Origin of the sequence: Rhizobium sp. 18055, assembly GCF_902706285.1 — a bacterium.
Lineage (GTDB): Bacteria > Pseudomonadota > Alphaproteobacteria > Rhizobiales > Rhizobiaceae > Rhizobium.
The window spans coordinates 96,426-121,386 of sequence record NZ_CACSKD010000016.1; the positions used below are offsets into that span (position 1 = coordinate 96,426).

Here is a 24,961-nt window from a genome sequence, read left to right on the forward strand (position 1 = left end):
CCGAGAACGGTTACAGTCCGGCAACCTTAATCAAGTCGCAAGGAGACCGGCCATGAGCCGCATTCACGCCCCGGCAATGAGCCGCATGCAGAACTTCGCCCGCAACCCCGTCATGATCGCGCTTGTCGCCGGTCTGGCTCTGGCCGGTTGCGCCAACAAGAAGAACATGGCCAACAGCGCCGGTGACCTCGGCCTCGGTGCCGGCGCCGCAACGCCTGGCTCCGCACAGGACTTCACCGTCAACGTCGGCGACCGCATCTTCTTCGACACCGACAGCACCTCGATCCGTGCAGACGCTGCCCAGACGCTCGACCGTCAGGCTCAGTGGCTCGGCCGCTATCCGAAGTATGCTGTCACCGTCGAAGGCCATGCCGACGAACGCGGCACGCGCGAATACAACCTTGCTCTCGGCGCTCGTCGTGCCGCTGCTGCCAAGGACTACCTCGCATCGCGCGGTGTTCCGGCTCAGCGCCTGAAGACGATCTCCTACGGTAAGGAACGCCCGGTCGCCGTTTGCGACGATATCTCGTGCTGGTCGCAGAATCGCCGCGCCGTTACCGTTCTCGGTGGCGCAGGCATGTAAGTGCCGGCTCGGCGCAGAAGTGCCGGGTTTTGTTACAATTTGGAAAGGCGGCTCCATCGCGGGCCGCCTTTTCTTTTTGAACACACTTTGGCCAGACTCCGTTGCTTTTTGAAAGCAATTGGAAAAATCTCCTGTTCGTGCCATCGAGGTGCGAAGAATCACTGGGACAGGACGAACCATATGAAGAAATTTGTCGTGGCAGGCATGCTTTGCCTTGCAACGGTGGCCGGGGTTGGCCAGTCGGCGCATGCGGCGTCGCTATTCGGCTGGCATGTCGGGAACAAGAGTTCCGATCGCCAGCCGCAGGAAGCGCCCGTCATCAACGTGCAGTCGGCCGGTGGTGCGGAAGTGCGCATCCAGCAGCTCGAAGATCAGCTTCGCCAGCTGAACGGCCGCATCGAGGAAATGAGCTTCCAGCTCCTGCAGATGCAGGAAACCATCCGCAAGGCGCAGGAAGACAACGAATTCCGCTTCCAGGAAATCGAGAAGTCGGGCGGCAGCAGTGCCGGCACCGGCGCCAAGCCGATGAAGAAGAGCGAAGCCGACATCCCGGCGTCCAGCCAATCGGCACAGGCGCAGGGCGGCGGCGATGATATCGCCCGCACGATCCAGACCTCAAGGGTACCCGAAACGGCGCCCTCGGCGGATGTTCCCGAAAACGACGGTCTCGGCCAGCCGCCGAAGCAGCTCGGCTCGATGGAGTTCGACCAGAACGGCAATCCGGTCGGCGGCTCGGTCAATCCCGGCGCCGAAGTCGGCTCCAGCCCACTGCCGCCGCCGAACGTCGATGCCAGCGGTTCGCAGACCGCCTCGCTCGGCAGCGAGGCCGATCAGTACAAGGCTGCCTATGGCCATGTTCTCTCCGGCGACTATTCGACGGCCGAGAAGGAATTCACCGCCTATATCGGCCAGTACCCGAACAGCGCACGGTCGGCCGACGCCAATTTCTGGCTTGGCGAAGCGCTCTATTCGCAGGGCAAGTTCAATGAGTCCGCGAAGACCTTCCTGAATGCCCACCAGAAATACGGCACGTCGGAAAAGGCGCCGGAGATGCTGCTGAAGCTTGGCATGTCGCTGGCCGCTCTCGACAACACGGAGACTGCCTGCGCGACGCTGAAGGAAGTGTCGAAGCGTTATCCGAAGGCTTCGCGTGCCGTCATATCCAAGGTCGCGAGCGAGCAGAAGCGTCTGTCCTGCTAAGGCTTTCCGGTTTTGCGCCCGGACAGCACCCTTTCCCCTGAAACGGCGACACGCCGCTTTCTCTCCTCGCTGGACCAGCCCTCGCGCATTCTCGTCGCGATCTCGGGCGGCAGCGATTCCACCGGCCTGCTTGTCGCGCTCGTTGATGCGCTGAAGGCCTCACCAAATTCCAGAATTTCCCTCTGTGCCGCGACCGTCGACCACGCGTTGCGCCCCGAATCGGCCGATGAAGCGCGCGACGTCGCTGCTCTCTGCCGGTCGCTCGATGTTGCGCATGTCACCAAGGTCTGGCATGGCGCAAAGCCAAAGGCCGGGATCATGGCGGCGGCGCGCGATGCCCGTTACGGCCTGCTTGCCGAGGCCGCAGACGAACTCGACGCTGACATGATCGTGACCGCTCATACGCTCGACGACCAGCGCGAGACGTTCGCGATGCGCGGGCAGCGCTCGGCTGCCAACGTGACGGGTATTGCCGATGCGGTGCTGTTCGACCGGCGTATCTGGGTCGTGCGGCCGCTGCTGTTTTCGCTGCGGGCGGATATTCGCGCCTTGCTCCAGCAGCGCGGCGTCAGGTGGTTCGACGATCCGAGCAATGAGGATCCGAAATACGAGCGGGTGCGGATGCGTCGGGCGCTGTCGGGGGAGGGGATCTCCGTTGCGGAGATCGGCGCGATGGCGACGGCCCGGGCGGTGCTCGATGCGGATGCAGCGGGGTGGCTCGATACGCACGTCAGTTTGCATGGCGGCATGCTGGCGCAGGTTTTGCCGGAAGGACTTGCGGTCGAGCGGTCGCTGCTCGGGCATGTGCTGGCGCGGCTGGCGGCGGTGCTTGGCGGGCTGCCGTTTGCGCTTGGAGCCGAGCCGATGGCGGGGGTGCTGGATTTCCTGGCGCTCGGGCATCCCGGCCGGGTGACGGCGGGGCGGGTGGTGTTCGATCTGAGGCGTGACGGGCTGTTTGTGATGCGCGAGAGCCGCGGCATGCTCCCGCTGGCGGTTGCTGCGGGTGAGCGCGTGGTGTGGGACGGGCGGTATGTGGTGGAGAATCACGCGGGCGTGGATGTGGTGGTCTCTGCTGCCGGTGCGGCTGGGGAAGCGCAGGATGTCGAGGGCACGGACCGGAGAGACGTGGGCGTAGACGCGCTGGGAATTACAGAGAAACTCTCCATGGAAGACCTATCCCACCTCCCCAAGAGCGCCGTCAAACGCGCCATCGCAGCGCAACCACAAATTTCCGCCTCCACCGTTTCCAGCGATCTCGCCGATCAAATCGAGATCACACCCTATTTCGCGCCGTTCGACCGCTTTTTGACACGATTGGACCTCATGTTCGCCACCAACGTCGCGGCGGCTTTTGGAACACGCCCCTATCCAAAACCGCCTTTAGGTCTTATTGACGGAAAAACCATCTAACTGATGGGTTTGCCTTGGCAACTGCCGGAGGCAATCCTATGTTAGAAGCCAAATAAGACGGTCGCCATGAGGCGGTCGTGCCAGTGCTGGGGAGTTCGATGAACCCTAATTTACGTAATTTCGCCTTGTGGGCAATCATAGCTCTTTTGCTGATTGCCCTCTTCAGTATGTTCCAGACGTCGCCGGCGCAGACCAGCTCGCGTGATATCCCCTATTCGCAGTTCCTGCGGGAAGTGGATGCGGGCCGTGTCAAGGAAGTCGTCGTCACGGGTAACCGCGTCTCCGGCAGCTATGTTGAAAACGGCACCACCTTCCAGACCTATACACCCGTGGTCGACAGCAATCTCCTCGATCGGCTGCAGAGCAAGAACGTGCTCGTCTCGGCTCGGCCTGAGACAGACGGTTCTTCAGGGTTCCTGAGCTATCTCGGCACGCTTCTGCCGATGCTGCTGATCCTCGGTGTCTGGCTGTTCTTCATGCGGCAGATGCAGGGTGGCTCGCGCGGTGCGATGGGCTTCGGCAAGTCCAAGGCCAAGCTTCTCACCGAAGCGCATGGCCGCGTCACCTTCGATGACGTCGCAGGCGTGGATGAAGCCAAGGCCGACCTTGAGGAAATCGTCGAATTCCTGCGTGATCCGCAGAAGTTCCAGCGTCTCGGCGGCAAGATTCCGCGCGGCGTGCTGCTGGTCGGGCCTCCCGGCACCGGCAAGACGCTGCTCGCCCGCTCTGTTGCCGGCGAAGCCAACGTGCCGTTCTTCACGATCTCGGGTTCCGACTTCGTTGAAATGTTCGTCGGCGTCGGCGCAAGCCGTGTCCGCGACATGTTCGAGCAGGCCAAGAAGAATGCACCCTGCATCATCTTCATCGACGAAATCGACGCCGTCGGTCGCCATCGTGGCGCCGGTCTCGGCGGCGGTAACGACGAACGCGAACAGACGCTGAACCAACTGCTGGTCGAGATGGACGGCTTTGAGGCAAACGAAGGCATCATCCTGATCGCGGCGACCAACCGTCCCGACGTTCTCGATCCGGCGCTTCTGCGTCCGGGCCGTTTCGACCGTCAGGTCGTGGTTCCGAACCCTGACATCGTCGGCCGCGAGCGTATCCTCAAGGTGCATGCCCGCAACGTGCCGCTGGCACCGAATGTCGATCTCAAGGTTCTGGCGCGCGGTACGCCCGGTTTCTCCGGTGCCGATCTGATGAACCTCGTCAACGAAGCCGCGCTGATGGCAGCACGCCGCAACAAGCGCGTCGTCACCATGGCCGAATTCGAAGACGCCAAGGACAAGATCATGATGGGTGCCGAGCGTCGCTCGTCCGCCATGACCGAAGCCGAAAAGAAGCTGACGGCCTATCACGAAGCCGGTCACGCCATCACCGCCCTGAAGGTGCCTGTCGCAGATCCTCTGCACAAGGCGACCATCATTCCGCGCGGTCGTGCGCTTGGCATGGTCATGCAGTTGCCGGAAGGCGACCGCTACTCGATGAGCTACAAGTGGATGGTGTCGCGCCTGGTCATCATGATGGGTGGTCGCGTTGCCGAAGAACTGACGTTCGGCAAGGAGAACATCACCTCCGGTGCATCGTCCGATATCGAGCAGGCCACCAAGCTTGCCCGTGCGATGGTGACGCAGTGGGGCTTCTCGGATGCGCTCGGCCAGGTTTCCTATGGTGAAAACCAGCAGGAAGTGTTCCTCGGTCACTCGGTGTCGCAGTCGAAGAACGTCTCAGAAGCAACGGCGATGACGATCGACACGGAAGTGCGCAAGCTGATCGACGAGGCCTATACGGAAGCGCGCCGCATCCTGACCGAGAACCACGATGGTTTCGTGGCGATCGCCGAAGGGCTGCTCGAATACGAAACGCTGACCGGCGAAGAGATCAAGGGCCTGATTCGCGGCGAAAAGCCGGCGCGTGATCTTGGCGATGACTCGACACCGACCCGCGGCTCGGCAGTGCCGAAGACCGGCACGCGTCCTGCCAAGGGCGACGAGCCGGAAGGTGGCCTGGAGCCGCAACCACACTGATTTTCTTTGGAAATCATCAAAAGGCCGGACATCAGAGATGGTGTCCGGCCTTTTTCAACGGTAACGGGATGTAATCAGTTTTCTCGGTAATTGACGTGATGCTTGCCGCGATTTGTGGCATTCCGCTGTCACAAGATGGCCTCGACAGGAGGCCTCGATAGCGAGGGAACACGCCACGGCGTGCATAATTGCTGACACGGTGATGCGCAGCCTCAGGCGCGCTCAAGGCACAGGGGTGCATATGAAAAGACGTTACTTCGGCACGGACGGCATTCGCGGTCAATCCAACGTGTTCCCGATGACACCCGATCTCGCGATGCGGGTCGGCATTGCGGCAGGCACGATCTTCCGCCGCGGCAACCACCGCCACCGGGTCGTTATCGGCAAGGACACGCGTCTGTCGGGCTATATGCTCGAAAACGCCATGGTCGCGGGTTTCACCGCCGCCGGCCTCGACGCCTTCGTTCTCGGCCCGATCCCGACACCTGCCGTTGCCATGCTGACGCGCTCGCTGCGCGCCGATATCGGCGTGATGATCTCGGCCTCGCATAACCCTTACGAAGACAACGGCATCAAGCTGTTCGGACCGGATGGCTACAAGCTGTCGGATGAGCTGGAGATGCAGATCGAGGATCTGCTTGAGAAGGACCTGACCTCGCAGTTGGCCAAGTCCGACGATATCGGCCGCGCCAAGCGCGTCGATGGCGTTCACGACCGCTATATCGAGCATGCCAAGCGCACGCTGCCGCGCGACGTGACGCTGCAGGGCCTGAGGATCGCCATCGATTGCGCCAATGGTGCTGCCTACAAGGTGGCGCCTGCGGTGCTCTGGGAGCTGGGTGCCGAGGTCGTCGTCATCGGTAACGAGCCCAATGGCACCAATATCAATCTCAATTGCGGCTCCACCAGCCCGGTGGCCTTGCAGAAGAAGGTCGATGAAGTGCGCGCCGATATCGGCATTGCGCTCGATGGCGATGCGGACCGGGTGATCATCGTCGATGAGAACGGCGCTGTCGTCGATGGCGACCAGCTGATGGCTGTCATTGCCGAAAGCTATGCCGAGAACCAGCAGCTGCGCGGCGGCGGCATCGTTGCCACCGTGATGTCCAATCTCGGGCTTGAGCGCTTCCTGCAGGGCAAGGGTCTCGACCTGGTGCGGACCGCAGTCGGTGACCGCTACGTGGTCGAGCATATGCGCCAGAACAATTTCAACGTCGGCGGCGAACAGTCCGGCCATATCGTGCTGTCGGATTACGGCACGACGGGCGACGGCCTCGTGGCGGCGCTGCAGATCCTGGTGGCAGTCAAGCGCACCGGCAAGACGGTCAGCGAAATCTGCCGCCGGTTCGAGCCGGTGCCGCAGCTTCTGCGCAACGTGCGCTATTCCGGCGGCAAGCCGCTTGAGGACATGCATGTGCAAAAGGCGATTGCCGAGGCGGAGGCCGAGCTTGCCAAGAGCGGCCGTCTGGTGATCCGCCCTTCGGGCACCGAGCCGCTGATCCGCGTGATGGCGGAAGGCGACGATCGCGGCCAGATCGAGCGGATCGTCAACGATCTGATCGGCACGATCTCGAGCGTTCGCACGGCGGCGTAAGAGCTTGTCTCCTGCGCAGACGCGGCGACCAACACGCACCGCGACTTCATAGGTTCTACAATGCCCAGCCCTCGGCTGGGCATTTGCCTTACCGGGTGGCTTCCCGGCGCATGGCGTCCAGCAGCGCCAGCGTTGTGAGGAAGCCGTCTTCGAATAGGTCAAGCAGGCGCGAAGCGGCGGCGCAACCCTGCAGGCTGTCGGGGCCGAACTTCTGTTCCCTGCACCATGCGGACAGGGCTTCGAAAACCGGCGAAAGGTCATCCTGGAACGAAATAGCTCTGTTGAGCTTCGACATCTGCACACCTCCTCTAGGGCAGAAGCGCTTACCAACTTCCAAGCGGTCGTCGCCTAGACAAATGCGACCGATGCCTGATTCTAGGGCCGCAGCGTGGGCGGCGCTATTAACTTTGTTAACCCGGGCGAAATTTCGTTTTAGCGCATGGCGGCCCGCGCGCTTGGCTTCTTCCTGGTTGTTCTCGTCGTGGTTGTAAATAAGATGGCGTATTTTCAATGGTTTGGAGTAGAATCCAGCTGGTGCTGATATTTGCGAATTACGGTTAAGCCGCCCTTAACGTTTCCACTTCATTATCCTTACCGAAACGTATCCAGCTGGCAGCGATTGGTCCTGCCACGTGACGAACTTTGGAGTGGGATCCATGAAGAGAAGCTTGTCCGGCATTCTTGCCGCTTTGCTCATTACCTCGAATGCGTATGCCGCGGACCTGATGCCTGCGGAACCGATTGCCGAAGCCCCGCCTGAGGTCGCCGTGACCGAAGCGACCGGCTGGTATCTTCGTGGCGATGTCGGCTATGGCTTCAACGATCTTCGCGGTGCGAAATACTTCCAGGGCAGCAATGCCAGCGAAGCGGATTTCGACAGGGCGGATCTCGACGACGCATGGACGGCCGGCGTCGGTGTCGGTTACCAGGTCAACAGCTACCTCCGTACCGACCTGACACTCGACTATCTCGGCAAGTCGGATTTCCATGGCTCGACCAATGGCGGCGGCTCGGACTTCGGCGCCTGCCAGGTGACCTGCTCCTCGACCGATCTTTCGTCGATGACGGCCTGGTCGCTGATGGCCAACGCCTATGTCGATCTCGGCACCTACGGCTATGTCACGCCTTACGTCGGCGCCGGTATCGGTGGCACCTACGTGAAGTGGAAAGACCTGAGCAACACATCCTGCGACACCAGCGGCAGCGGCAATGGCTGCGATGACACCGTCATCCACGGCGGTCAGGGCGGCTGGCGCTTCAGCTACGGCCTGATGGCCGGTGCATCGATCGATGTGACCTGCAACGTCAAGGCCGACGTCGGCTATCGCTTCCTGCACGTCGGCAGCGGCGACATGTTCGGCTACAACGAAAATGGCGGCCCAGGCCGCGACAAGGGCTTCAACGTTCACGAAGCACGCGTCGGCGCCCGTTACATGTTCGGCGGCTGCCAGACAGCGTCCTACGAGCCTGCGCCAGAGATTCCGCTGCAGCAGCCGGTCTACAAGTAAGATCAGCTCGTTATATTAGATATCATCGAAAGCCGCCCCACCGGGCGGCTTTCGTGCGTGATCACTTGCGTCGCGCCTGCGTCAAAAGTTCCTCTGCCCGCGACACTTCTCCGTTGACGATGACGGAACACAGCTGTATCTACGGCGGCGGGACACCCTTCCCCAACGAAGGGCTATCTATCTGGAAGGATAGCAGATGACACAGACCGCAAAGCCGGACCTCCGTCCGAACAATACCCATTTCTCTTCTGGCCCTTGCTCGAAGCGGCCCGGTTGGTCGCTTGAAGCCCTTTCCGACGCGCCGCTTGGCCGTTCGCACCGCGCGAAAGTCGGAAAGACGAAGCTGAAGCAGGCCATCGATCTTACCCGTGAAATTCTGGAAGTGCCCGCGGACTACCGCATCGGCATCGTTCCTGCCTCCGATACCGGCGCCGTCGAAATGGCACTCTGGTCGCTGCTCGGCGAGCGCGGCGTCGATATGGTCGCCTGGGAAAGCTTTGGCGCCGGTTGGGTCACCGACGTCGTCAAGCAGCTGAAGCTGAAAGATGTCCGCAAGATCGAAGCCGATTACGGCGAGCTGCCTGACCTCTCGACCATCGATTTCGACCGCGACGTCGTCTTCACCTGGAACGGCACCACCTCCGGTGTGCGCGTTCCGAACGCCGATTTCATCCCTGCCGACCGCAAGGGCCTGACGATCTGCGATGCGACCTCTGCCGCATTCGCGCAGAACCTCGATTTCGCCAAGCTCGATGTCGTTACCTTCTCCTGGCAGAAGGTTCTCGGCGGCGAGGGCGCGCATGGCGTCATCATCCTGTCGCCGCGTGCCGTCGAACGTCTGACGACCTACGCACCGGCCTGGCCGCTGCCGAAGATTTTCCGCATGACCTCGGGCGGCAAGCTGATCGAGGGCATATTCACCGGCGAAACCATCAACACGCCGTCGATGCTCTGCGTCGAGGACTATATCGATGCGCTGCAGTGGTCGAAGCAGGTCGGCGGTCTGAAGGGCCTGATGGCCCGTGCCGACGCCAATGCCAAGGTGATTGCCGACTTCGTGGCTGCCAACGACTGGATCGCCAACCTGGCGGTGAAGGCCGAGACGGCTTCGAACACCTCGGTCTGCCTGAAGATCACCGACAAGGACGTGGCGGCACTCGACGCCGACGGCCAGGCGAACTTCGCCAAGGGTCTCGTCTCCCTGCTCGACAAGGAAGGTGTCGCATATGACATCGGCCATTACCGCGACGCGCCGTCCGGCCTTCGCATCTGGGCAGGCGCCACCATCGAAACGGCAGACATGCAGACGCTGATGCCGTGGCTGACCTGGGCTTTCGAGACCCAGAAGGCAACGCTGTCCCAGGCTGCGGCCTGAGTTGATCGCATAGGGCTCCGCCGAACGGGCGGAGCCACGCATCGCTGATTTCATCCATCGCTGAACTTTTTGAAGGAAGCCCCCAATGGCACCTCGCGTTCTCGTATCCGACGAACTGTCGGAAACCGCCGTCCAGATCTTCCGTGATCGCGGCGTAGACGTCGATTTCCAGCCGCAGCTCGGCAAGGACAAGGACAAGCTCGCCGAAATCATCGGCAATTACGATGGTCTGGCCATCCGCTCCGCCACCAAGGCGACGGAAAAGCTGATTGCTGCCGCGACCAACCTCAAGGTCATCGGCCGCGCCGGCATCGGCGTCGATAACGTCGATATTCCGGCCGCCTCGCGCCGCGGCATCATCGTCATGAACACGCCGTTCGGCAACTCGATCACCACGGCAGAGCACGCCATCGCGCTGATGTTCGCCGTTGCCCGCCAGCTGCCGCAGGCCGATGCCTCGACGCAGGCCGGCAAGTGGGAAAAGTCGAAGTTCATGGGTGTCGAGATTACCGGCAAGACGCTCGGCGTCATCGGTGCCGGCAATATCGGCGGCATCGTCTGCAAGAAGGCCATCGGGCTGGGCATGCATGTTTTGGCCTATGACCCCTTCCTGTCGAAGGAACGCGCCGAAGAGATGGGCGTCACCAAGGTCGAGCTCGACGAGCTGCTGGCCAAGGCCGACTTCATCACGCTGCACGTCCCGATGACCGACAAGACCCGCGGCATCCTCGGCAAGGAAAACCTCGCCAAGACCAAGCCCGGCGTGCGCATCATCAACTGCGCCCGTGGTGGCCTGGTTGACGAGGCAGCGCTTGCCGAAGCGATCAAGTCTGGCCACGTTGCCGGGGCCGGCTTCGACGTGTTCGAAGTCGAGCCTGCCAAGGAAAGCCCGCTGTTCGGCCTGCCGAACGTCGTCTGCACGCCGCATCTTGGCGCCTCGACCACGGAAGCGCAGGAAAACGTTGCCCTGCAGGTTGCCGAGCAGATGTCGGATTACCTGATCAAGGGTGCCGTTTCCAACGCCATCAACATGCCGTCGATCACCGCTGAAGAAGCGCCGCTGCTGAAGCCGTTCATCAAGCTTGCCGACGTTCTCGGCGCCTTCGTCGGCCAGGTCACCGACGAGCCGATCAAGGAAATCGAGATCCTCTACGACGGCGTCACCGCCGGCATGAACACCCGGGCGCTGACATCGGCAACGCTGGCCGGTCTGATCCGCAGCCAGGTCTCCGACGTCAACATGGTTTCGGCGCCGGTGATGATCAAGGAAAAGGGCATCGTGCTCTCCGAAGTCAAGCGCGACAAGACCGGCGTCTATGACGGCTACATCAAGCTGACGGTGAAGACCGAAACGATGACCCGTTCGGTCGCCGGTACGGTGTTTTCCGACGGCAAGCCGCGCTTCATCCAGATCAAGGGCATCAATCTCGACGCCGATGTCGGCAGCCACATGGTCTACATCACCAACACCGACGTTCCCGGCATGATCGGCTTCATCGGCACGACGCTCGGTGCCGCCGGCGTCAACATCGCCAACTTCCAGCTCGGTCGCGACCAGCAGGGCGGCGATGCGATCGCGCTGCTCTACGTCGATGGTCCGCTCGGCGTCGACGTGCTGGCAAAATTAACTGCCAACGCAGCAATCCGACAGGCCAAGCCGCTCGTATTTGCTGTAGATTGAGCATTCCTCCCAAGGAAGCATTGAAGAGACCCGGCACAGGTAACTGTGCCGGGTTTTCTGTTTCTGGACGCGGGCGAGGCCGTTGATCGCTCGCGACGGGGCGCTATCTACCTGCGGGCGTTGCCATTCCGGCCCATCCCCGAGGAGATTTTCATGACACGATTTGCCGTTGCCATTGCCCTGACATCGCTGCTGGCGCTGTCGTCCTGCGCCAATACGGCCAATGGTCTTGCCAAGGACGGCCGCCAGATGGGCAACGCCGTTGATGACAGCACCCACCGCGTGCTCAAAGCCGGGCAGAACTGATTGCCCGGCGCGGCGCCAAGACGGCTGTGACAGGATGCGCCGTCGCTGCCTTCGCTCCTGTTACCAGCGGAGGGATCAGGCAGGGGGCAGCGGTTTGCTCACGAGACTTCCAGGAGAACTGATTCTCTGATGCAAAAGAGAGCCCGCCAGATCTGGCGAGCTCGTTCTTTGCGTCCGTATCTGACCGAGGCTTACTGCGGGGTTGCAGGCGCCGGGGTCGCAGGTGCTGGAGTCGCGGGCGCCGGGGCTGCTGCAGGCGGCGTTGCGGCCGGTGGGGTGGCCTGCATGGCTGGCGGCGCGGCTGGTTCGGTGACCGGCGCGGTGGTCTTCGGCGCGGTTGCCATCGGACCGGTTCCACCTCTTGGCCAGTAGGTCGCAGCCAAAGCGACGATGACGACCAAAAGGGCAACGACGACCCACATGGTCTTCGACGAACCCTTCGGTGGCTTGCTGCCCAGCGCATCTGGGCGGTTGAAATCATTGGTCATGATACTCCTCCTCCTAAGCCATTAACTCGTCAGCCGGCGGCAAGTTCCAGAATGCCGGCAATTTGCCCATGCGAGCGCGTCTGGCGCGCCTGTGATCTACCGGTGAAGACGACAGAACCCGGCACAGGGTGACGTGCCGGGTTCTGTTATTTGCGGCGGCAAGCGATGTGCTGCTCGGCGGTGTCGGCGCGCCGAGCCGGCCCGCTCAGAACTGTTGGTAGAGAAGCGTCACCATATCGACACGGCTCTCGTCACTGCCGCTCTGGACGCCGAAGAGCGACAGGAACGGCGATGCGTTGCCATTGGAGGACTGCGAGAACAGGGATGTCAGGCGCTGCGCTTCAAGCTGCTGTTCGGCCTGCTTCTTCAACAGGTCGGTCACGTCGATGCTGTCTTCGTCGGTTTCGGTCTTGGAATTGCTGGCAGCCGTCGATGTGGACGATGGGCTCGTCGTCTGCCGCGGAACGGTCGGGGTCACGGCAGGCGTTGTGGCGGCACTGTCTGTGGTGTGGCCGGATGCGGGCGCGGTGGAGCCACTGCCGGTGGCCGAATTGGCCGATGTGGTCTGCTGCGTGTCCGTCGGGGTGCTGGCGCTTACGTCGCTTGACGGCTTCCCGGTCGCCTCGTCCGCATCCTCTGCGCCAGACGTTCCCGTCTGATCGCTCGCTTCCGGCTGGCTGGCCTGCTGTTGCCCGGCGGCGGCCTGCGGCTCGCTGCTGTCAGGCGTTGTCGTGGGTGAGGAAGGCGGCTGTTCGGTGGATGGCGCCTCGCCGGTTGAGGGCTGGTCAGATCCGGAAGTGGCTTCTGTCTGGTCCGCCGATTGGCCGGATCCGGCTTCCTGGGTCTCGTCGCCGTCGGTGGCTGTCGCCTGGGCCGAGTAGGTTTCGTCGTCTGTTTCCTCCGGCGGATAGGCGGCCGGATCGTCTGCTGGCGTTGGCGACGATGTGGATTCGGGCTGGGTCGTCGATGTCTGGCCGGAGCTTGCAGAGGAGCCTGAGCTCGCAGCGCTGCTGCCGGATGAAGTGGTCGTTCCTGGGAGGATGCCTTCGAGCATGATGTGAGAGCCTTGCGAATTTAATGCACAGCGCCCCCTTAGAAGCTCATCTGTTTCGCAATCTTCTCAATCAGCCGTTGCTTTTTAAGATAAGTTTATATGCCTAATTTTGCATCTAGTTGAATTGCTTGGTAAATACACGCCCTGCGGATGGTTGTGCCGATTCCCCGACAATATCAGGGGAAAAAGCGGCGCCATGGGTCAAATTAAGACATCGGTAAGCCTGTTATGACTTTGGCCGCAAAAGCCTGAGGGCGTTGATCGTGACCAGTACGGTGGCGCCGGTATCGGCAAGGATTGCCGGCCATAGCCCGGTGATGCCGGCGATGGTCGTGACCAGGAATACCGCCTTGAGGCCGAGCGCGATGGTGATGTTCTGGGTGATGTTGCGCATGGTGCGCTTCGAGAGCGCGATCATCGCGGCGACATCGCCGACCCTGCCATGCAGGATGGCGGCGTCGGCGGTTTCCAGCGCCACGTCGGTGCCGCCGCCCATGGCGATGCCGATATCGGCCGCAGCCAGCGCCGGGGCGTCGTTGATGCCATCGCCGACCTTGGCGACCTTAAGGCCCTGACGCTGCAACTCGCCGACGATCCTCTGCTTGTCCTCGGGCATCAGTTCGGCGCGGACCTCGATGCCGAGTTCCTGGCCGATGGCGTTGGCAGTGCGGCTGTTGTCGCCGGTCAGCATGACGATCTTGATGCCGGCGTCGGTGAGGGCCTTGAGGCCGGCCTCGGCGTCGTCGCGCGGTTCGTCGCGCATGGCGATGGCGCCGGAGAGCACGCCACCTGAGATCAGCACGGAGACGGTCTTGCCCTGGTCGTTCAGCGTGGCGATCTGTGCCAGCTGTTCCGGCGACAGCGCGATGCGTTCGGCTGCGGCTCTCGGTGAGCCGAGGAAGATGTCGCGGCCCTCGACGGTCGCGGTCACGCCCTTGCCGCCGAGTGCCTTGGCGTTGCTGGCCGTGGGAATGGTGATGGCATCCTTGGCGGCCTTGCTGAGGATGGCGAGCGCCAGCGGGTGGCTGGAGCCGGTCTCCAGCGCTGCGGCATTGGTCAGAACCTCTGTCTCGGAGTGGCCGAAGCTGAGGATGTCGGTGACAACAGGCTTGCCCTGCGTCAGCGTGCCGGTCTTGTCGAGCGCTACCGCATTGATCTTGTCAAGCGTCTCCAGCACCGCGCCGCCTTTCAGCAGCAGGCCGCGGCGGGCGCCTGACGACAGCGATGCGGCGATGGCGGCGGGAGTGGAGATGACCAGTGCGCAGGGGCAGCCGATCAAAAGGATCGCCAGGCCCTTGTAGACCCACTCGTTCCATGAGCCGCCGGCCAGCAGCGGCGGCAGGATGGCGACCAGAGCGGCGACGACGACGACACCCGGCGTATAATAGCGCGAGAAGCGATCGATGAAGCGTTCGGTGGGCGCCTTCTTCTCCTGGGCTTCCTCGACCAGACGGACGACACGGGCAATAGTGTTGTCAGCGGCAGCGGCGGTCACTTTCACACGCAGTGCCGCGTCGCCGTTGACCGTGCCGGCAAACACCGTGTCGCCTTCGCCCTTGCGGACCGGCGTGCTTTCACCTGTGACCGGTGCCTCGTCGATGGCGCTTTCGCCAGACAGAATGGTGCCGTCGGCGGAGATGCGGTCACCGGGGCGGACAAGGATGGTGGCGCCGACGGCAAGGGTTTCGGCCGGGACTTCGCGGGTGGTGCCGTTGTCTTCGAGCAGGGCGCTTTTTGGCACCAGCGTCGTCAGCGACTGGATGCTGGCACGCGCCTTGCCTGCTGCAACCCCCTCCAGCAATTCTCCGACGAGAAACAGGAAGACCACGGTTGCCGCTTCCTCGCCGGCATGGATGATGACGGCGCCGACGGCGGCGATGGTCATCAGCATCTCGATCGAAAACGGCGTGCCCGCAAGTGCCGCCATGACGGCCCGGCGCGCGATCGGGATGAGGCCGACCAGCATGGCGGCGATGAAGGCATAGGGGGCGATTGCCGGAACCAGGTGACCGACGAGGTAGGCGATGACGAGGGCAGCACCCGAGACGATCGTCAACCGACCCTTCCGGCTCTGCCACCAGGGGCCGGACATCGGCGCGTGATCATGACCGTGCAGACCTTCGATCTCGGCGGGTTCGTCATGCATGGCGTGATCATGATCATGGTGATCGTCAGCATCACCGGGTTCATGACCGTGCACGTCGCCCTGTCCATCTGCGTGGTCGTGGCTGCAGTTCGGGCCGTGAACGTGCTCACCAGAGCCATGTGAATGGTCGTGCTTAGAGGCGGCCGGCGTCGGTTTCGCGGTCGCTGCGAACTGCCTGACAGCATAACCGAGGCCGATGACCTTCTTCTCGATGGCTGCGAGATCGCCGCTGCCATCGTGGCGCACGGTCATCGTGCCGGATGTGACGGAGACCGAAACGTCCTCCACGCCCGGCATGCGGCGCACGGCAGTGTCGATCTTGGCGGCGCAACTGGCGCAATCCATGCCTTCGACCCTGTAGCGCTTCTCGACCATGTCGCTCATCATCCGCTTCCTTGCCATTGCTGAGCATCCTTCCTACATCCTCTAGCGACTAGAGGTGCAAGAGGAAAGTCATGAAAAAGATCACCATCGGCGAGGCGTCGCGGCAGAGCGGCGTCAAGGTGCCCACGATCCGCTACTACGAGGGCATCGGGCTATTGAGTGAGCCGAGCCGCAGCGAGGGAAACCAGCGTGCCTACGAGCCTGCCGACATCAGCCGGCTGGTGTTCATCCGCCATGCGCGCGAACTGGGCTTCGAGGTCGATGCGATCCGCACGCTGCTGACCTTGCAGGACGATCCGCATCAGTCGTGTGCATCAGCCGATGCGATTGCCAAGGCGCGGCTTGTCGATGTCGAGCAGCGCATCCGCAGCCTGATGGCACTGAAGGTGGAGCTGGAAGCGATGGTCGAGGGATGCGGGCATGGTCGCGTCGATCAGTGCCGGGTGATCGAGGTCCTGGCCGATCACGGCCAGTGCGCGCATGCGCATCACGGATTGCCGGCGTTGAATATTCCGGCTTCCTGAAGTGAGGGGCCAAATCTTTCCGAGGCGTGAACAAAAACCGCGAAACTTAACAGTCCGTGAAGTTTCTGCACACGGCAAAGGCTATCCGCCTAAAGTTTGTGCGCTTTATGATTCTGATTTTATTTAGTTTTTTTCACTATACCAGAAAAGTCCGCCATCAAATTCATGTGATTTTACCGATGACAGGTATTCAGAGAGCATTTGTTTCATCAGATACTCCCAATGATGATTTTCAGTCCCTTTTCGCAACCCATCCGTCGCCGATGTGGGTCTACGATCCCGACACGTTGCGCTTTCTGATCGTCAACAACGCCGCTATCGATCTCTATGGTTATTCACGCGAGGCCTATGCCGGGATGACCGTTCTCGACATCCGCCCGGCGCATGAGCGCCAGCGGATGATCACGGCCGTGCACCAGCGCACCGACATGGAGCGCGCCGAGCGCTGGACGCATCTGAAGGCAGATGGCTCGATGGTGGAGGTTCTCACCTATGGTCGCGGCGTGCGCTTCAACGGCCGGGACGCGATCCTGGCGATCGTGCAGGACCGCACCGAGGTCAATGCAGCGCATCGCGAGGTCAGCGACACGCGCTCGCTGCTCGACAGCATCGTCGACAACCTTCCGGTCGGCGTCTTCGTCAAGGATATGGAGGCCGATGGTCTCTATATTATCTTCAATGAGGCCTGCGGCGAAATCATTGGCCGCAACCCCGCCGATGTGGTCGGCAGGAGCGATCATATCTTCTTCGGCGACGCCCAGTCCGCCGCCTTTCGCGAGCAGGACATGCGCGCCTTTGCGGCGCCGGCTGCGATCGGCTTCGAGGAGACGATGCACCGGGCCGACGGCGTGCCGCGCGTCCTGCGCACGGTCAAGCGCGCACTGCCGTCTCCGGATGGAAGCCCGCCGCGCTATCTGCTCGGGATTTCCCAGGACGTTACCGAGGAGCGCTCGGTCGAGACGCGGCTGGCCTATATGGCGATGCATGATGCGCTGACCGGGCTGCCGAACCGCGCCTTCTTTGCCGAACATATCAAGCGCGAGGCGGTACTTGCCACCGCCGAAACGCCGGTTGCGCTGCTTTATCTCGACGTCGATCATTTCAAGCATATCAACGACAGCAAGGGGCATGCCGCCGGCGACGCCCTTCTGTGCCAGGTGGCCGGGCGGCTGACGCAACTGGCCGACGGGAACGATCTGGTGGCCCGTCTCGGCGGTGACGAGTTCGCGCTTCTGATGCGCTTCCGGGAGCCGGGCTGCATCGAGCGTTTTGCCGAGAGCCTGCTGACGTCGCTGTCTTCGCCGTTTGATCTCGACGGCGTCAGCGAGCATGTCACCTGCAGCATCGGCATTGCGCTGGCGCCCGATCACGCCGAGGATAACGACGTGCTGATGCGGCATGCCGATCTGGCGCTTTATGCGGCCAAGGAAAGCGGGCGCTCGACCTATCGCTTCTACGAGCCGTCGATGCGGCTGGAGGCCGAGCGGCGGCACATGCTGACGGTGGAATTGCGCGAGGCGCTGCAGAAGAACCAGTTCGAGCTCTATTACCAGCCGATCGTGCAGCTGGAGAACGACAGCCTTGGCGGCTTCGAGGCGCTGATCCGCTGGAACCATCCGGAACGCGGGCTGATCCCGCCGATGGATTTCATTCCGGTTGCCGAAGAAACCGGCCTGATCGTGCCGATCGGCGAATGGGTGCTGCGTGAAGCCTGCCGGACAGCGGCTGCATGGCCGAAGGATCTGAAGATCGCCGTCAACCTTTCGGTCAGCCAGTTTCGTCACAACAGCCTGCTTGCCAGCGTCGTCTCGGCGCTCGACGAGAGCGGGCTATGCCCGCAGCGGCTGGAGATCGAGATTACCGAGTCGGTGTTTCTCGCCGATGTCGGGCAGAGCCTGCCATTGCTGAAGGCGCTGAAGGAACTCGGCATCCGCATCGCCATCGACGATTTCGGCACCGGCTATTCCTCCTTCAGCTATTTGCGCGCCTTTGCCTTCGACAAGATCAAGCTCGACCGCAGCTTCGTCGCCGGCATCGACACCGATCCCGGCAATCTGGCAATCGTGCGCGCGGTGGTCGGTATCGGCTCCGGCTTCAATGCGACGACGCTCGCCGAGGGGATCGAGACCGAGGAGCAGCTTCAGGCGCTGCGGCGCGAGGGTTTTGACGAGGTGCAGGGCTATCTGCTCGGCAGGCCGATGCCGCTGAGCCAGGCGCAGGCGCTGATTGCGGCCGGTGCGTCACGGCCTGCTGCTGGCCGCCGCTGAGACGATCGCGTCGAAGGCATCCGCTGCCTTGCTGTGATAGCGCTCCTCGTGGCGCAGCAGGAAGAAGGGCCGAGGCAGGGGGGCGACATTGGCTTCCACCAGCGAACCGCTCTGCAACAAAGGGGTGACGATGGTGCGCGACATCAGTGTTGCGCCGACGCCTGCCTCGACCATGCCGATCACCGTCTCGTTGCCGGGTAGCGCCATGGCAATGTCGAGCGCGCCGATATCCAGGCCACCCGTTTCCAACAGGCTTTCGAAGGCGTGGCGGGTGCCCGAGCCCGCTTCCCGCAATATCCATGGCGTCTGTATGAAGTCACCGACCTGCCGCGGCAGCGCGTCCGACCACGGATGCCCCGGCGCGACGACGACGATCATCTCGTCGGTGTCGATCTGTCTTGCCGAGACGCTGCGGCGTTCATCGGGCCACTCGATCAGGCCGATCTCGGCGCGACCCCCGGCGACGGCGTCGGCGACCACCTGCGTGTTGCCGATGCGCACGCTGAGGGCGATGCCGGGATAGCGGCGGCGATATTCCGCCAGCCGCGGCGCCAGCCAGTAGCCGGCCACCGTCTGGCTTGCCATGATCGACAGCTCGCCATGCATCAGGCCGGAGAGGTCCATCAATGCCGCTTCTGCAGCGCGGGCGCTTGCCAGCACTGCCTGGGCTTCCTTCAGAAACAGACGGCCGGTGTCGTTGAGCACGATCGAACGGCCGACACGGTCGAACAGCGTCACACGGTGACGACCTTCCAGCGTCGAGATGGCGGCGCTGACGGCTGACTGCGTCATGTTGAGATGGGCGGCCGCCCGGGTGATGTGCTGGCGGGCCGCGACTTCTACAAAGATTCGAAGCTGTTCGAGTGTCATGCGCTTTTCCGGCCGCTGAATAATCATTCGATTTTATCGAATGAAATGAGAATTACAATTCGTTGGAGGTGATTGATTGGCGGGCGTATCGATGGCCTGTCGAAAGGACAAAGCCATGACCGTGTTCAGCGCCTCCCACATCATCGAGACAGGTGTCGCGAGACCCCAGCGTATCCGCCATTTCACGCCGAACTGGTTTGCGACGACGATGGGCACCGGCATTCTTGCCATCTGTCTTGGCCAGTTCCCTGACCATGCCGTGTTGTGGCAGGCCGGGGCGGCGCTGTGGCTGGCGAATATCCTGCTCTTCGTCGGCCTCAGCATCCTCTATGCCGGCAAGTGGATGCGGCATCCGCGTGAGGCCCTTTTGGCTTTCGAACATCCCGTCGTGTCGATGTTCCTAGGCTGTATTCCGATGGGGCTGGCGACGATCGTCAATGGAACCGTGCTGTTCGGCATTCCGTTGTTCGGCGAAGCCCTGGCGTCGGTGGCCATAGGCCTCTGGTGGGTCGATGCGGGACTTGCGGTTCTGGCGGGCCTTGCCATTCCCTTTGCGATGTTCACGCGCCAGGCGCATGCGTTCGATCAGATGAGCGCCGTCTGGCTGCTGCCGATCGTTGCCTGCGAAGTGGCGGCGGCAAGCGGCGGGTTGCTGCTGCCGCATGTGGCCGATCCGTCGGCGCAGATGACTATGCTGTTTGCGGGCTATGCGCTGTGGGCCGCCTCGGTGCCGCTGGCGCTCGGTATCCTCACCATCCTGTTCCTGCGCATGGTGCTGCACAGCCTGCCGCCTGCCGGCATGGCGGCGACCGCCTTTCTGGCGCTGGGGCCGATCGGCACCGGTGCGCTGGGGCTGGTGCTGTTTGCGATCAACGGCCGGGCGGTGCTTGGCGCAAGCGGGCTCGGGGCGTTTGCCGATGCGATGTCGGGTGCTGCATTGTTCGGCGCGGTGCTGCTCTGGGCCTATGGTCTCTGGTGGCTCGCGATGGCGCTGGCCGTCACTGCACGCTACGTCAGGCACGGCATGGCGTTCAATCTCGGCTGGTGGGGCTATACGTTCCCGATCGGGGTCTATGCACTGGCAACGCTGAAGCTTGGAAGCGTGATCCCGGTTGCTGCTATCGGCACTTTCGGCTGCCTGCTGGTTGCGGCCCTTGCGATGATCTGGCTGCTGGTCGCTGTCAAAACATCGATGGGTGCGGTGGAAGGCACGCTGTTTTGCGACCCCTGCCTGGAGAACTGAGCGACGGACGGGGCTGTTTGCGGAGGTTCCTGCACCCATTTGGCGAATTCCCTCAGGGTTCGCGGCTCTCCTCCGGTCCATGCGCGCAGCCGCCCTTCCTCTCTTCGAAATATGCCGATTTCCCGCGTCTGCCTTGTGCCGATGCCGTGTCAGATGGTGCCAATCAGCCGTCGAATGTCGCCATTTGTGTAAGAATTGGAAACACTTTGTGACTAAGTTGTTAGAAAAGCTTCACTTTTCTGGCTTGCCGCATCGGCGGACATGACGGATATTAAGCTCATCTTGAGGAAGCCGTTATGATCAGAATGATTGAAGACCCTGCCGAACTGGCTGGAGAAGACATCACTGGCAAATATATTCTGCGAAAGCTGAATTATCACTGGTTTGCCTATGGCAAGGCCGGCATCGTGACGGCGTGCAAGGGCTCGATTCTGCATATCGAGCGCGAAGAAACCGTCTACTCCGAGCGTTGGGGCCGCCGCGCCTACACCGGCACCGGCAAACGCTATCCGGGTGGCGTCTGTCCGATATCGGCGATTGCCTGCGTCTGCGATACGCCGGATGAAGTCAATGCCGTCATCCAGCTCGATGTGGAAGCGCAGGACGAATTCTACCAGCTGATCGCCAAGACCGAAGCTCGCGTGCATGCGCTTGCCTCGTCGTCGCAGAACACGCTGTATCTGGCTGCTGCCGAGTAAGCGGCTAACCTTCGAAGGCCATCACTGGTTCTACAGAGATATGACGCCCGCAAGCGAGGCGTCATTTTCGTTTCAGCCGGTGGCTCAGCCTTTGCTCTCTGCGAACACCACCTCTTCCAGCCACGGGTTCGAGAACTTGCGTTCGGGGTCCATGCTGTTGCGGAGCCGGGCAAAGTCCGGCAGCTTCTCATAGCTGGCGCCGACATGGCGGGGCGTGAACACCTTGCCCCAATGCGGCAGGGCCATGAAAGGCGACAGCGCCTGCTCGATGTGGCGGACCGCTTCATCGACGGCGTCCTGATCCCTGATCCAGGTGAAGTGGATCGATAGCGTGTCGTTTCTGTATTGCGGGCTGAGCCACAGGCTATCGGCGGCAACGGTGCGGAATTCGCCGGCCTGGACCAGGTGCGCGAACCTGTCGCGGATCGACAACAGCGCGCCGATCGCGGCTGCGCCGTGTTTTCGCGGAATGTGAAATTCGGATTGTATCTCGGCGCCGCTGCTCGGGGTGAAGCCCATCTTGAAGTGCGCAAGCCTGTCCGACCAGAGGCCGTATTCCCCCAGTTGATCGGTGGCGTTCTGCGGGTCGAGCCCGATGATCGGGTGTCGTTTGATGGTGGCGCGGCTCGCACCATGCAGTTCGGCGGGCCAGGCGTCATCGGATATTGTGCGCTTCAGCCAGATGGTACCTGCCGTTTCGGCCCATTGAGTGAAGACGCTGACGCTGTAGGCCGAGGCCATGATGTCATCGAGGTTGTCGAGCAGGCTGTCCCAGGCCAGACCCTCATAGACGCATTGCGCCACCTCAAACGCCGACTGAACATCGAGCGTGACGCGGGTGACGATGCCGAGCGCGCCGAGATGCACCACCATGCCGTCGAAATCGGCATCGCCGCGGGCAGCCCTGACGACGCTGCCGTCGCCGGTGACGATTTCGAGACCGGAGACCACCGTTGCCAGGCTGCCGTTGCGGTCGCCGGAGCCGTGAGTGGCGGTGGCGATGGCGCCTGATATCGAGATGTGCGGAAGCGATGCGAGATTGTGGATGGCGCGCTGGTGGCGCTGCAGAAAGAGCGCCAGTTCCCCATAGGTGCAGTGACCGCCGACGGTCACCTGCGTTCCGTTGGCCTCGATCACAGGATCGACCGGCAGTTCGGCAAGCGACAGGGCGTGTCTTCCATCGGCGATGGCATTGAACGAATGCCGTGATCCGAGCGTCTTGATCGACGATACGCGCGCGACGATCTCCGACACCGCATCCAGACACTGCGGATACACGCAGTCTTCGAAACGATAGTGAAAGCTCTCCGCCCAATTGGCTGCAGGCACCTGTTTCATAAAGCAAACCTCCTCGAATCCCGATAGCTTGGTAGCACGGTAGCCGAAGCCTGGACAAAGGAAGAAGTGCGCTGCCTGCGCGCGCCGTTGCGACAGACCTCGCCGGTGTCGAGCGGGCGTTCGGACGGCGCGGTGGACTTACGTCCTATGGACTAGGGAAACGCAACCGAGGCACGGTTGAACCGACATCTATCCCTGCTAGGTTCGCGCCTCGCCCAGAAGGGCGTTCTCCAACTTGAAAGCTCCGTTCACGCGGGGCTTCTTTTTTGCCGATCTGCCAGGGGGGCGCCCACGCCTATCGATCAGCCACGACGCAAGGGTCGAACTACACGCCGGACGCTGCGGTGAAGACGACGAGGCAGCGTTCTCCGGCGGAAATCATCATGCTCCACAGGAAGAGCGAGGCCGTGGTCAGGGCAAAAAGCGTTTTGGCACGTAAGGTCATCAGATTTCCCCGCTCTCGATGCGATCCCATCGCAGAGGCCCGACGTCGTGGCTCGATCACGAGCTGCAGACACTGACCGGACGTCTTGCTGGTGTTGGATATTGCCGCAGCTGCCATGACCGAGGCTGACCTCGCGAGGCACATGCAGCCGTTGTCGTGCCCGCAAGGGTGGTCGGGATGACGGCAAGGATTGGTCTTCGGCGCTCGCTATCCAAGGCGGCAGATAGCCGGTCTATCTACCAATTCCAATTTCCTCATCAATATATAGGAGGCATCTGCGATCGGCACCGTCTGCGTCTTCCCGGGGTGGAGAAAGCGCGGTTGCCTCCTGTTTCAAGGATCAGATCGGAAGAAGAGAGCGAAAGGATCAGACCATGGCAAAGAACACGATCTGCGTATGGTACGACAAGGACGCCGAAGCAGCCGCGAATTTTTACGCGGCGACCTTTCCCGATAGCGCTGTCGGTGCCGTCATTCGTGCTCCCGGGGACTACCCGTCCGGCCAGCAGGGAGACGTGCTGGTGGTCGAATTCACGGTTGCGGGCGTTGCCTGCATCGGCCTCAACGGCGGTTCCACGTTCAAGCACAGCGAGGCCTTCTCCTTCCAGATCGCAACCGATGATCAGCAGGAGACCGACCGCTACTGGAATGCCATCGTTGGCAATGGCGGCCAGGAAAGCGAGTGTGGCTGGTGCAAGGACAAATGGGGTATCTCCTGGCAGATCACGCCGCGGGTGCTGACCGAAGCGCTTGCCCTCGGCGGCGATCAGGCCAAGCGTGCCTTCGAGGCGATGATGACGATGCGCAAGATCGACGTTGCCACGATCGAAGCCGCCCGGCGTGGCTGAGGTGCCGTGGTACTGCGATCCCGGGCGGTGCGGCCGCTTGCGATGTTGGATTGCCGGCGGAATCTGCTACCTGATTGTGGATGATTCCACGACTGACTGACACGGCGACATGACCGAGACTGCGAACGACCTCCGCCCTGCCGACAGTGCTGTCGGGCAATCGCTGCTCGCACCCGGGCTCCAGGTTTTTACGGACGGCTCCTACGAGCCGGGTTCGCGGCGAGGGGGCTGGGCGTTCGTCGTTTATCGCGACGGGGTGGAAATTGCCTCAGACTACGGCGGTGTCTCTGATTTTCCCAATAATTCCATGGAGCTGATTGCGCTTATCGAGGCGGCCCGCTGGATCGGCAGCCATGCCAGCGGTCACGACGCGGTCATCTGGACCGATTCCCAATATGCTGTGAACGGCTGCAACTGCTGGCGGCATATCTGGAAGAACAACGGCTGGAAGAAGATCACCGCGAACGCCAGACTGCGCAGCCGGACGATCGCCAATGCGGAACTCTGGATGGCGATCGATCGGGCGCTGTCGCCCAACCCGCTGGTGACGATCGCCTGGTGCAAGGGCCATGTCGGTATCAGGGGCAATGAGCGGGCGGATGCGCTTGCCGAAGAGGGGCGGATCTGGGTCGTGAATGACTGACGTCGTTCCGGGTGGCGAGTTCTCTGCACCCAGGGACTTGGGTGCGCTGGATTCCTGTGACGTCGCCCGGGCAAGGCCTGAACACAGGAACGAAGAGGGTTGAGGTGACTGTTTGCGCTCAAGAGTTGAGGGCATAAACCGGGGTGCCGGGAAGCGCCATTCTACTCCATCACTGCAATTTTCAGCGCCCCGTCCGAGTGGAATGGCATGGTGGGATCACGGGCTTTCGGGCCGCGTGGGGTTTTGGCACTCGGGTGTTTGGCATGTTTGTCGAGGTGTTTTGCCGTGAAAGCCCCCCACGCGGCACGACATAGCCTTCCGGGTCGGAC

General features: G+C 62.2%; 21 protein-coding genes. 15 read left to right on the top strand and 6 right to left on the bottom strand.

Annotated elements, in window-relative coordinates; all coding sequences use genetic code 11:
- The first annotated feature begins 52 nt into the window (after positions 1–52).
- The 5 genes from pal (at position 53) to glmM (ending at position 6,814) form a co-directional block, all read left to right on the top strand.
- Positions 53–583 (top strand): peptidoglycan-associated lipoprotein Pal, encoded by a 531-nt coding sequence (gene pal / locus GVL52_RS23085; protein WP_160011401.1) that lies wholly within the window; start codon positions 53–55, stop codon positions 581–583.
- A gap of 180 nt (positions 584–763) precedes the next feature.
- Positions 764–1,783, top strand: coding sequence for a tol-pal system protein YbgF (gene ybgF, locus GVL52_RS23090; protein ID WP_160011403.1), 1,020 nt, complete (start codon positions 764–766; stop codon positions 1,781–1,783).
- Between the two features lie 12 nt (positions 1,784–1,795).
- Positions 1,796–3,193, top strand: coding sequence for a tRNA lysidine(34) synthetase TilS (gene tilS / locus GVL52_RS23095; protein ID WP_160011405.1), 1,398 nt, complete (start codon positions 1,796–1,798; stop codon positions 3,191–3,193).
- A gap of 98 nt (positions 3,194–3,291) precedes the next feature.
- Positions 3,292–5,220, top strand: a complete 1,929-nt coding sequence (gene ftsH / locus GVL52_RS23100; RefSeq protein ID WP_160011407.1) for an ATP-dependent zinc metalloprotease FtsH — start codon at positions 3,292–3,294, stop codon at positions 5,218–5,220.
- 241 nt (positions 5,221–5,461) lie between these two features.
- Positions 5,462–6,814 (top strand): phosphoglucosamine mutase, encoded by a 1,353-nt coding sequence (gene glmM, locus GVL52_RS23105; RefSeq protein WP_160011409.1) that lies wholly within the window; start codon positions 5,462–5,464, stop codon positions 6,812–6,814.
- An 88-nt stretch (positions 6,815–6,902) separates the two neighbouring features.
- On the opposite strand, the gene GVL52_RS23110 is transcribed toward glmM, so the two are convergent.
- The gene (locus tag GVL52_RS23110; protein ID WP_160011411.1) at positions 6,903–7,109 is read right to left on the bottom strand and encodes a hypothetical protein; all 207 of its coding nucleotides are present in this window, start codon (positions 7,107–7,109) and stop codon (positions 6,903–6,905) included.
- Positions 7,110–7,470: 361 nt separating this feature from the next.
- Between GVL52_RS23110 and GVL52_RS23115 the strand changes: the two genes are divergently transcribed.
- The 4 genes from GVL52_RS23115 (at position 7,471) to GVL52_RS23130 (ending at position 11,684) form a co-directional block, all read left to right on the top strand.
- Entirely contained in the window at positions 7,471–8,322 is an 852-nt protein-coding gene (locus GVL52_RS23115; protein ID WP_160011413.1) for an outer membrane protein, read from the top strand.
- A 196-nt stretch (positions 8,323–8,518) separates the two neighbouring features.
- Complete coding sequence (locus tag GVL52_RS23120; RefSeq protein ID WP_160011415.1) at positions 8,519–9,697, top strand: phosphoserine transaminase; 1,179 nt, start codon at positions 8,519–8,521, stop codon at positions 9,695–9,697.
- 85 nt (positions 9,698–9,782) lie between these two features.
- Positions 9,783–11,378: a phosphoglycerate dehydrogenase gene (serA, locus tag GVL52_RS23125; protein WP_160011417.1), complete on the top strand. Its 1,596-nt coding sequence runs from the start codon at positions 9,783–9,785 to the stop codon at positions 11,376–11,378.
- A gap of 153 nt (positions 11,379–11,531) precedes the next feature.
- Positions 11,532–11,684, top strand: coding sequence for a hypothetical protein (locus GVL52_RS23130; protein ID WP_018899610.1), 153 nt, complete (start codon positions 11,532–11,534; stop codon positions 11,682–11,684).
- 191 nt (positions 11,685–11,875) lie between these two features.
- Here the strand turns inward: GVL52_RS23130 and GVL52_RS23135 are convergent, their stop codons facing one another.
- From GVL52_RS23135 to GVL52_RS23145, 3 genes are all read right to left on the bottom strand, one after another.
- Complete coding sequence (locus GVL52_RS23135) at positions 11,876–12,172, bottom strand: dynamin (protein WP_160011419.1); 297 nt, start codon at positions 12,170–12,172, stop codon at positions 11,876–11,878.
- 205 nt (positions 12,173–12,377) lie between these two features.
- On the bottom strand, positions 12,378–13,226 hold the full coding sequence (locus tag GVL52_RS23140) for a hypothetical protein (protein ID WP_160011421.1): 849 nt from the start codon (positions 13,224–13,226) through the stop codon (positions 12,378–12,380).
- A 226-nt stretch (positions 13,227–13,452) separates the two neighbouring features.
- Entirely contained in the window at positions 13,453–15,756 is a 2,304-nt protein-coding gene (locus GVL52_RS23145; RefSeq protein WP_160011485.1) for a heavy metal translocating P-type ATPase, read from the bottom strand.
- Positions 15,757–15,827: 71 nt separating this feature from the next.
- On the opposite strand from GVL52_RS23145, the gene GVL52_RS23150 reads away from it, so the two are divergent.
- A complete protein-coding gene (locus GVL52_RS23150; RefSeq protein ID WP_160011423.1) occupies positions 15,828–16,280 on the top strand; it encodes a helix-turn-helix domain-containing protein in 453 nt (150 codons plus the stop codon).
- 179 nt (positions 16,281–16,459) lie between these two features.
- A complete protein-coding gene (locus GVL52_RS23155; RefSeq protein ID WP_160011425.1) occupies positions 16,460–18,547 on the top strand; it encodes a bifunctional diguanylate cyclase/phosphodiesterase in 2,088 nt (695 codons plus the stop codon).
- Here GVL52_RS23155 and GVL52_RS23160 read toward each other — a convergent pair.
- A complete protein-coding gene (locus tag GVL52_RS23160) occupies positions 18,521–19,417 on the bottom strand; it encodes a LysR family transcriptional regulator (protein WP_160011427.1) in 897 nt (298 codons plus the stop codon). The genes GVL52_RS23155 and GVL52_RS23160 overlap by 27 nt on opposite strands.
- 115 nt (positions 19,418–19,532) lie before the next feature.
- Between GVL52_RS23160 and GVL52_RS23165 the strand changes: the two genes are divergently transcribed.
- Positions 19,533–20,660 (top strand): TDT family transporter, encoded by a 1,128-nt coding sequence (locus GVL52_RS23165; RefSeq protein WP_160011429.1) that lies wholly within the window; start codon positions 19,533–19,535, stop codon positions 20,658–20,660.
- Between the two features lie 296 nt (positions 20,661–20,956).
- Entirely contained in the window at positions 20,957–21,358 is a 402-nt protein-coding gene (locus GVL52_RS23170; protein WP_160011431.1) for a hypothetical protein, read from the top strand.
- Between the two features lie 84 nt (positions 21,359–21,442).
- Here GVL52_RS23170 and GVL52_RS23175 read toward each other — a convergent pair whose 3' ends face one another.
- Complete coding sequence (locus GVL52_RS23175) at positions 21,443–22,696, bottom strand: D-arabinono-1,4-lactone oxidase (protein WP_160011433.1); 1,254 nt, start codon at positions 22,694–22,696, stop codon at positions 21,443–21,445.
- 819 nt (positions 22,697–23,515) lie between these two features.
- Between GVL52_RS23175 and GVL52_RS23180 the strand changes: the two genes are divergently transcribed.
- Together GVL52_RS23180 and GVL52_RS23185 are read left to right on the top strand one after the other, a co-directional pair.
- Positions 23,516–23,989 carry a VOC family protein gene (locus tag GVL52_RS23180; protein WP_160011435.1) on the top strand — a complete coding sequence of 158 codons (474 nt, stop codon included), beginning with the start codon at positions 23,516–23,518 and terminating at the stop codon, positions 23,987–23,989.
- A gap of 109 nt (positions 23,990–24,098) precedes the next feature.
- Positions 24,099–24,632: a ribonuclease H gene (locus tag GVL52_RS23185; protein WP_160011437.1), complete on the top strand. Its 534-nt coding sequence runs from the start codon at positions 24,099–24,101 to the stop codon at positions 24,630–24,632.
- Positions 24,633–24,961 lie beyond the last annotated feature (329 nt).

Bases quoted from the DNA above. Each gene is read 5' to 3' on its own strand.
- pal (WP_160011401.1), top strand. From the start codon at position 53: ATGAGCCGCATTCACGCCCCGGCAATGAGCCGCATGCAGAACTTCGCC.
- ybgF (WP_160011403.1), top strand. From the start codon at position 764: ATGAAGAAATTTGTCGTGGCAGGCATGCTTTGCCTTGCAACGGTGGCC.
- ftsH (WP_160011407.1), top strand. From the start codon at position 3,292: ATGAACCCTAATTTACGTAATTTCGCCTTGTGGGCAATCATAGCTCTT.
- glmM (WP_160011409.1), top strand. From the start codon at position 5,462: ATGAAAAGACGTTACTTCGGCACGGACGGCATTCGCGGTCAATCCAAC.
- GVL52_RS23110 (WP_160011411.1), bottom strand. From the start codon at position 7,109: ATGTCGAAGCTCAACAGAGCTATTTCGTTCCAGGATGACCTTTCGCCG.
- GVL52_RS23115 (WP_160011413.1), top strand. From the start codon at position 7,471: ATGAAGAGAAGCTTGTCCGGCATTCTTGCCGCTTTGCTCATTACCTCG.
- GVL52_RS23120 (WP_160011415.1), top strand. From the start codon at position 8,519: ATGACACAGACCGCAAAGCCGGACCTCCGTCCGAACAATACCCATTTC.
- serA (WP_160011417.1), top strand. From the start codon at position 9,783: ATGGCACCTCGCGTTCTCGTATCCGACGAACTGTCGGAAACCGCCGTC.
- GVL52_RS23130 (WP_018899610.1), top strand. From the start codon at position 11,532: ATGACACGATTTGCCGTTGCCATTGCCCTGACATCGCTGCTGGCGCTG.
- GVL52_RS23135 (WP_160011419.1), bottom strand. From the start codon at position 12,172: ATGACCAATGATTTCAACCGCCCAGATGCGCTGGGCAGCAAGCCACCG.
- GVL52_RS23140 (WP_160011421.1), bottom strand. From the start codon at position 13,226: ATGCTCGAAGGCATCCTCCCAGGAACGACCACTTCATCCGGCAGCAGC.
- GVL52_RS23145 (WP_160011485.1), bottom strand. From the start codon at position 15,756: ATGAGCGACATGGTCGAGAAGCGCTACAGGGTCGAAGGCATGGATTGC.
- GVL52_RS23150 (WP_160011423.1), top strand. From the start codon at position 15,828: ATGAAAAAGATCACCATCGGCGAGGCGTCGCGGCAGAGCGGCGTCAAG.
- GVL52_RS23155 (WP_160011425.1), top strand. From the start codon at position 16,460: ATGACAGGTATTCAGAGAGCATTTGTTTCATCAGATACTCCCAATGAT.
- GVL52_RS23160 (WP_160011427.1), bottom strand. From the start codon at position 19,417: ATGACACTCGAACAGCTTCGAATCTTTGTAGAAGTCGCGGCCCGCCAG.
- GVL52_RS23165 (WP_160011429.1), top strand. From the start codon at position 19,533: ATGACCGTGTTCAGCGCCTCCCACATCATCGAGACAGGTGTCGCGAGA.
- GVL52_RS23170 (WP_160011431.1), top strand. From the start codon at position 20,957: ATGATCAGAATGATTGAAGACCCTGCCGAACTGGCTGGAGAAGACATC.
- GVL52_RS23175 (WP_160011433.1), bottom strand. From the start codon at position 22,696: ATGAAACAGGTGCCTGCAGCCAATTGGGCGGAGAGCTTTCACTATCGT.
- GVL52_RS23180 (WP_160011435.1), top strand. From the start codon at position 23,516: ATGGCAAAGAACACGATCTGCGTATGGTACGACAAGGACGCCGAAGCA.
- GVL52_RS23185 (WP_160011437.1), top strand. From the start codon at position 24,099: ATGACCGAGACTGCGAACGACCTCCGCCCTGCCGACAGTGCTGTCGGG.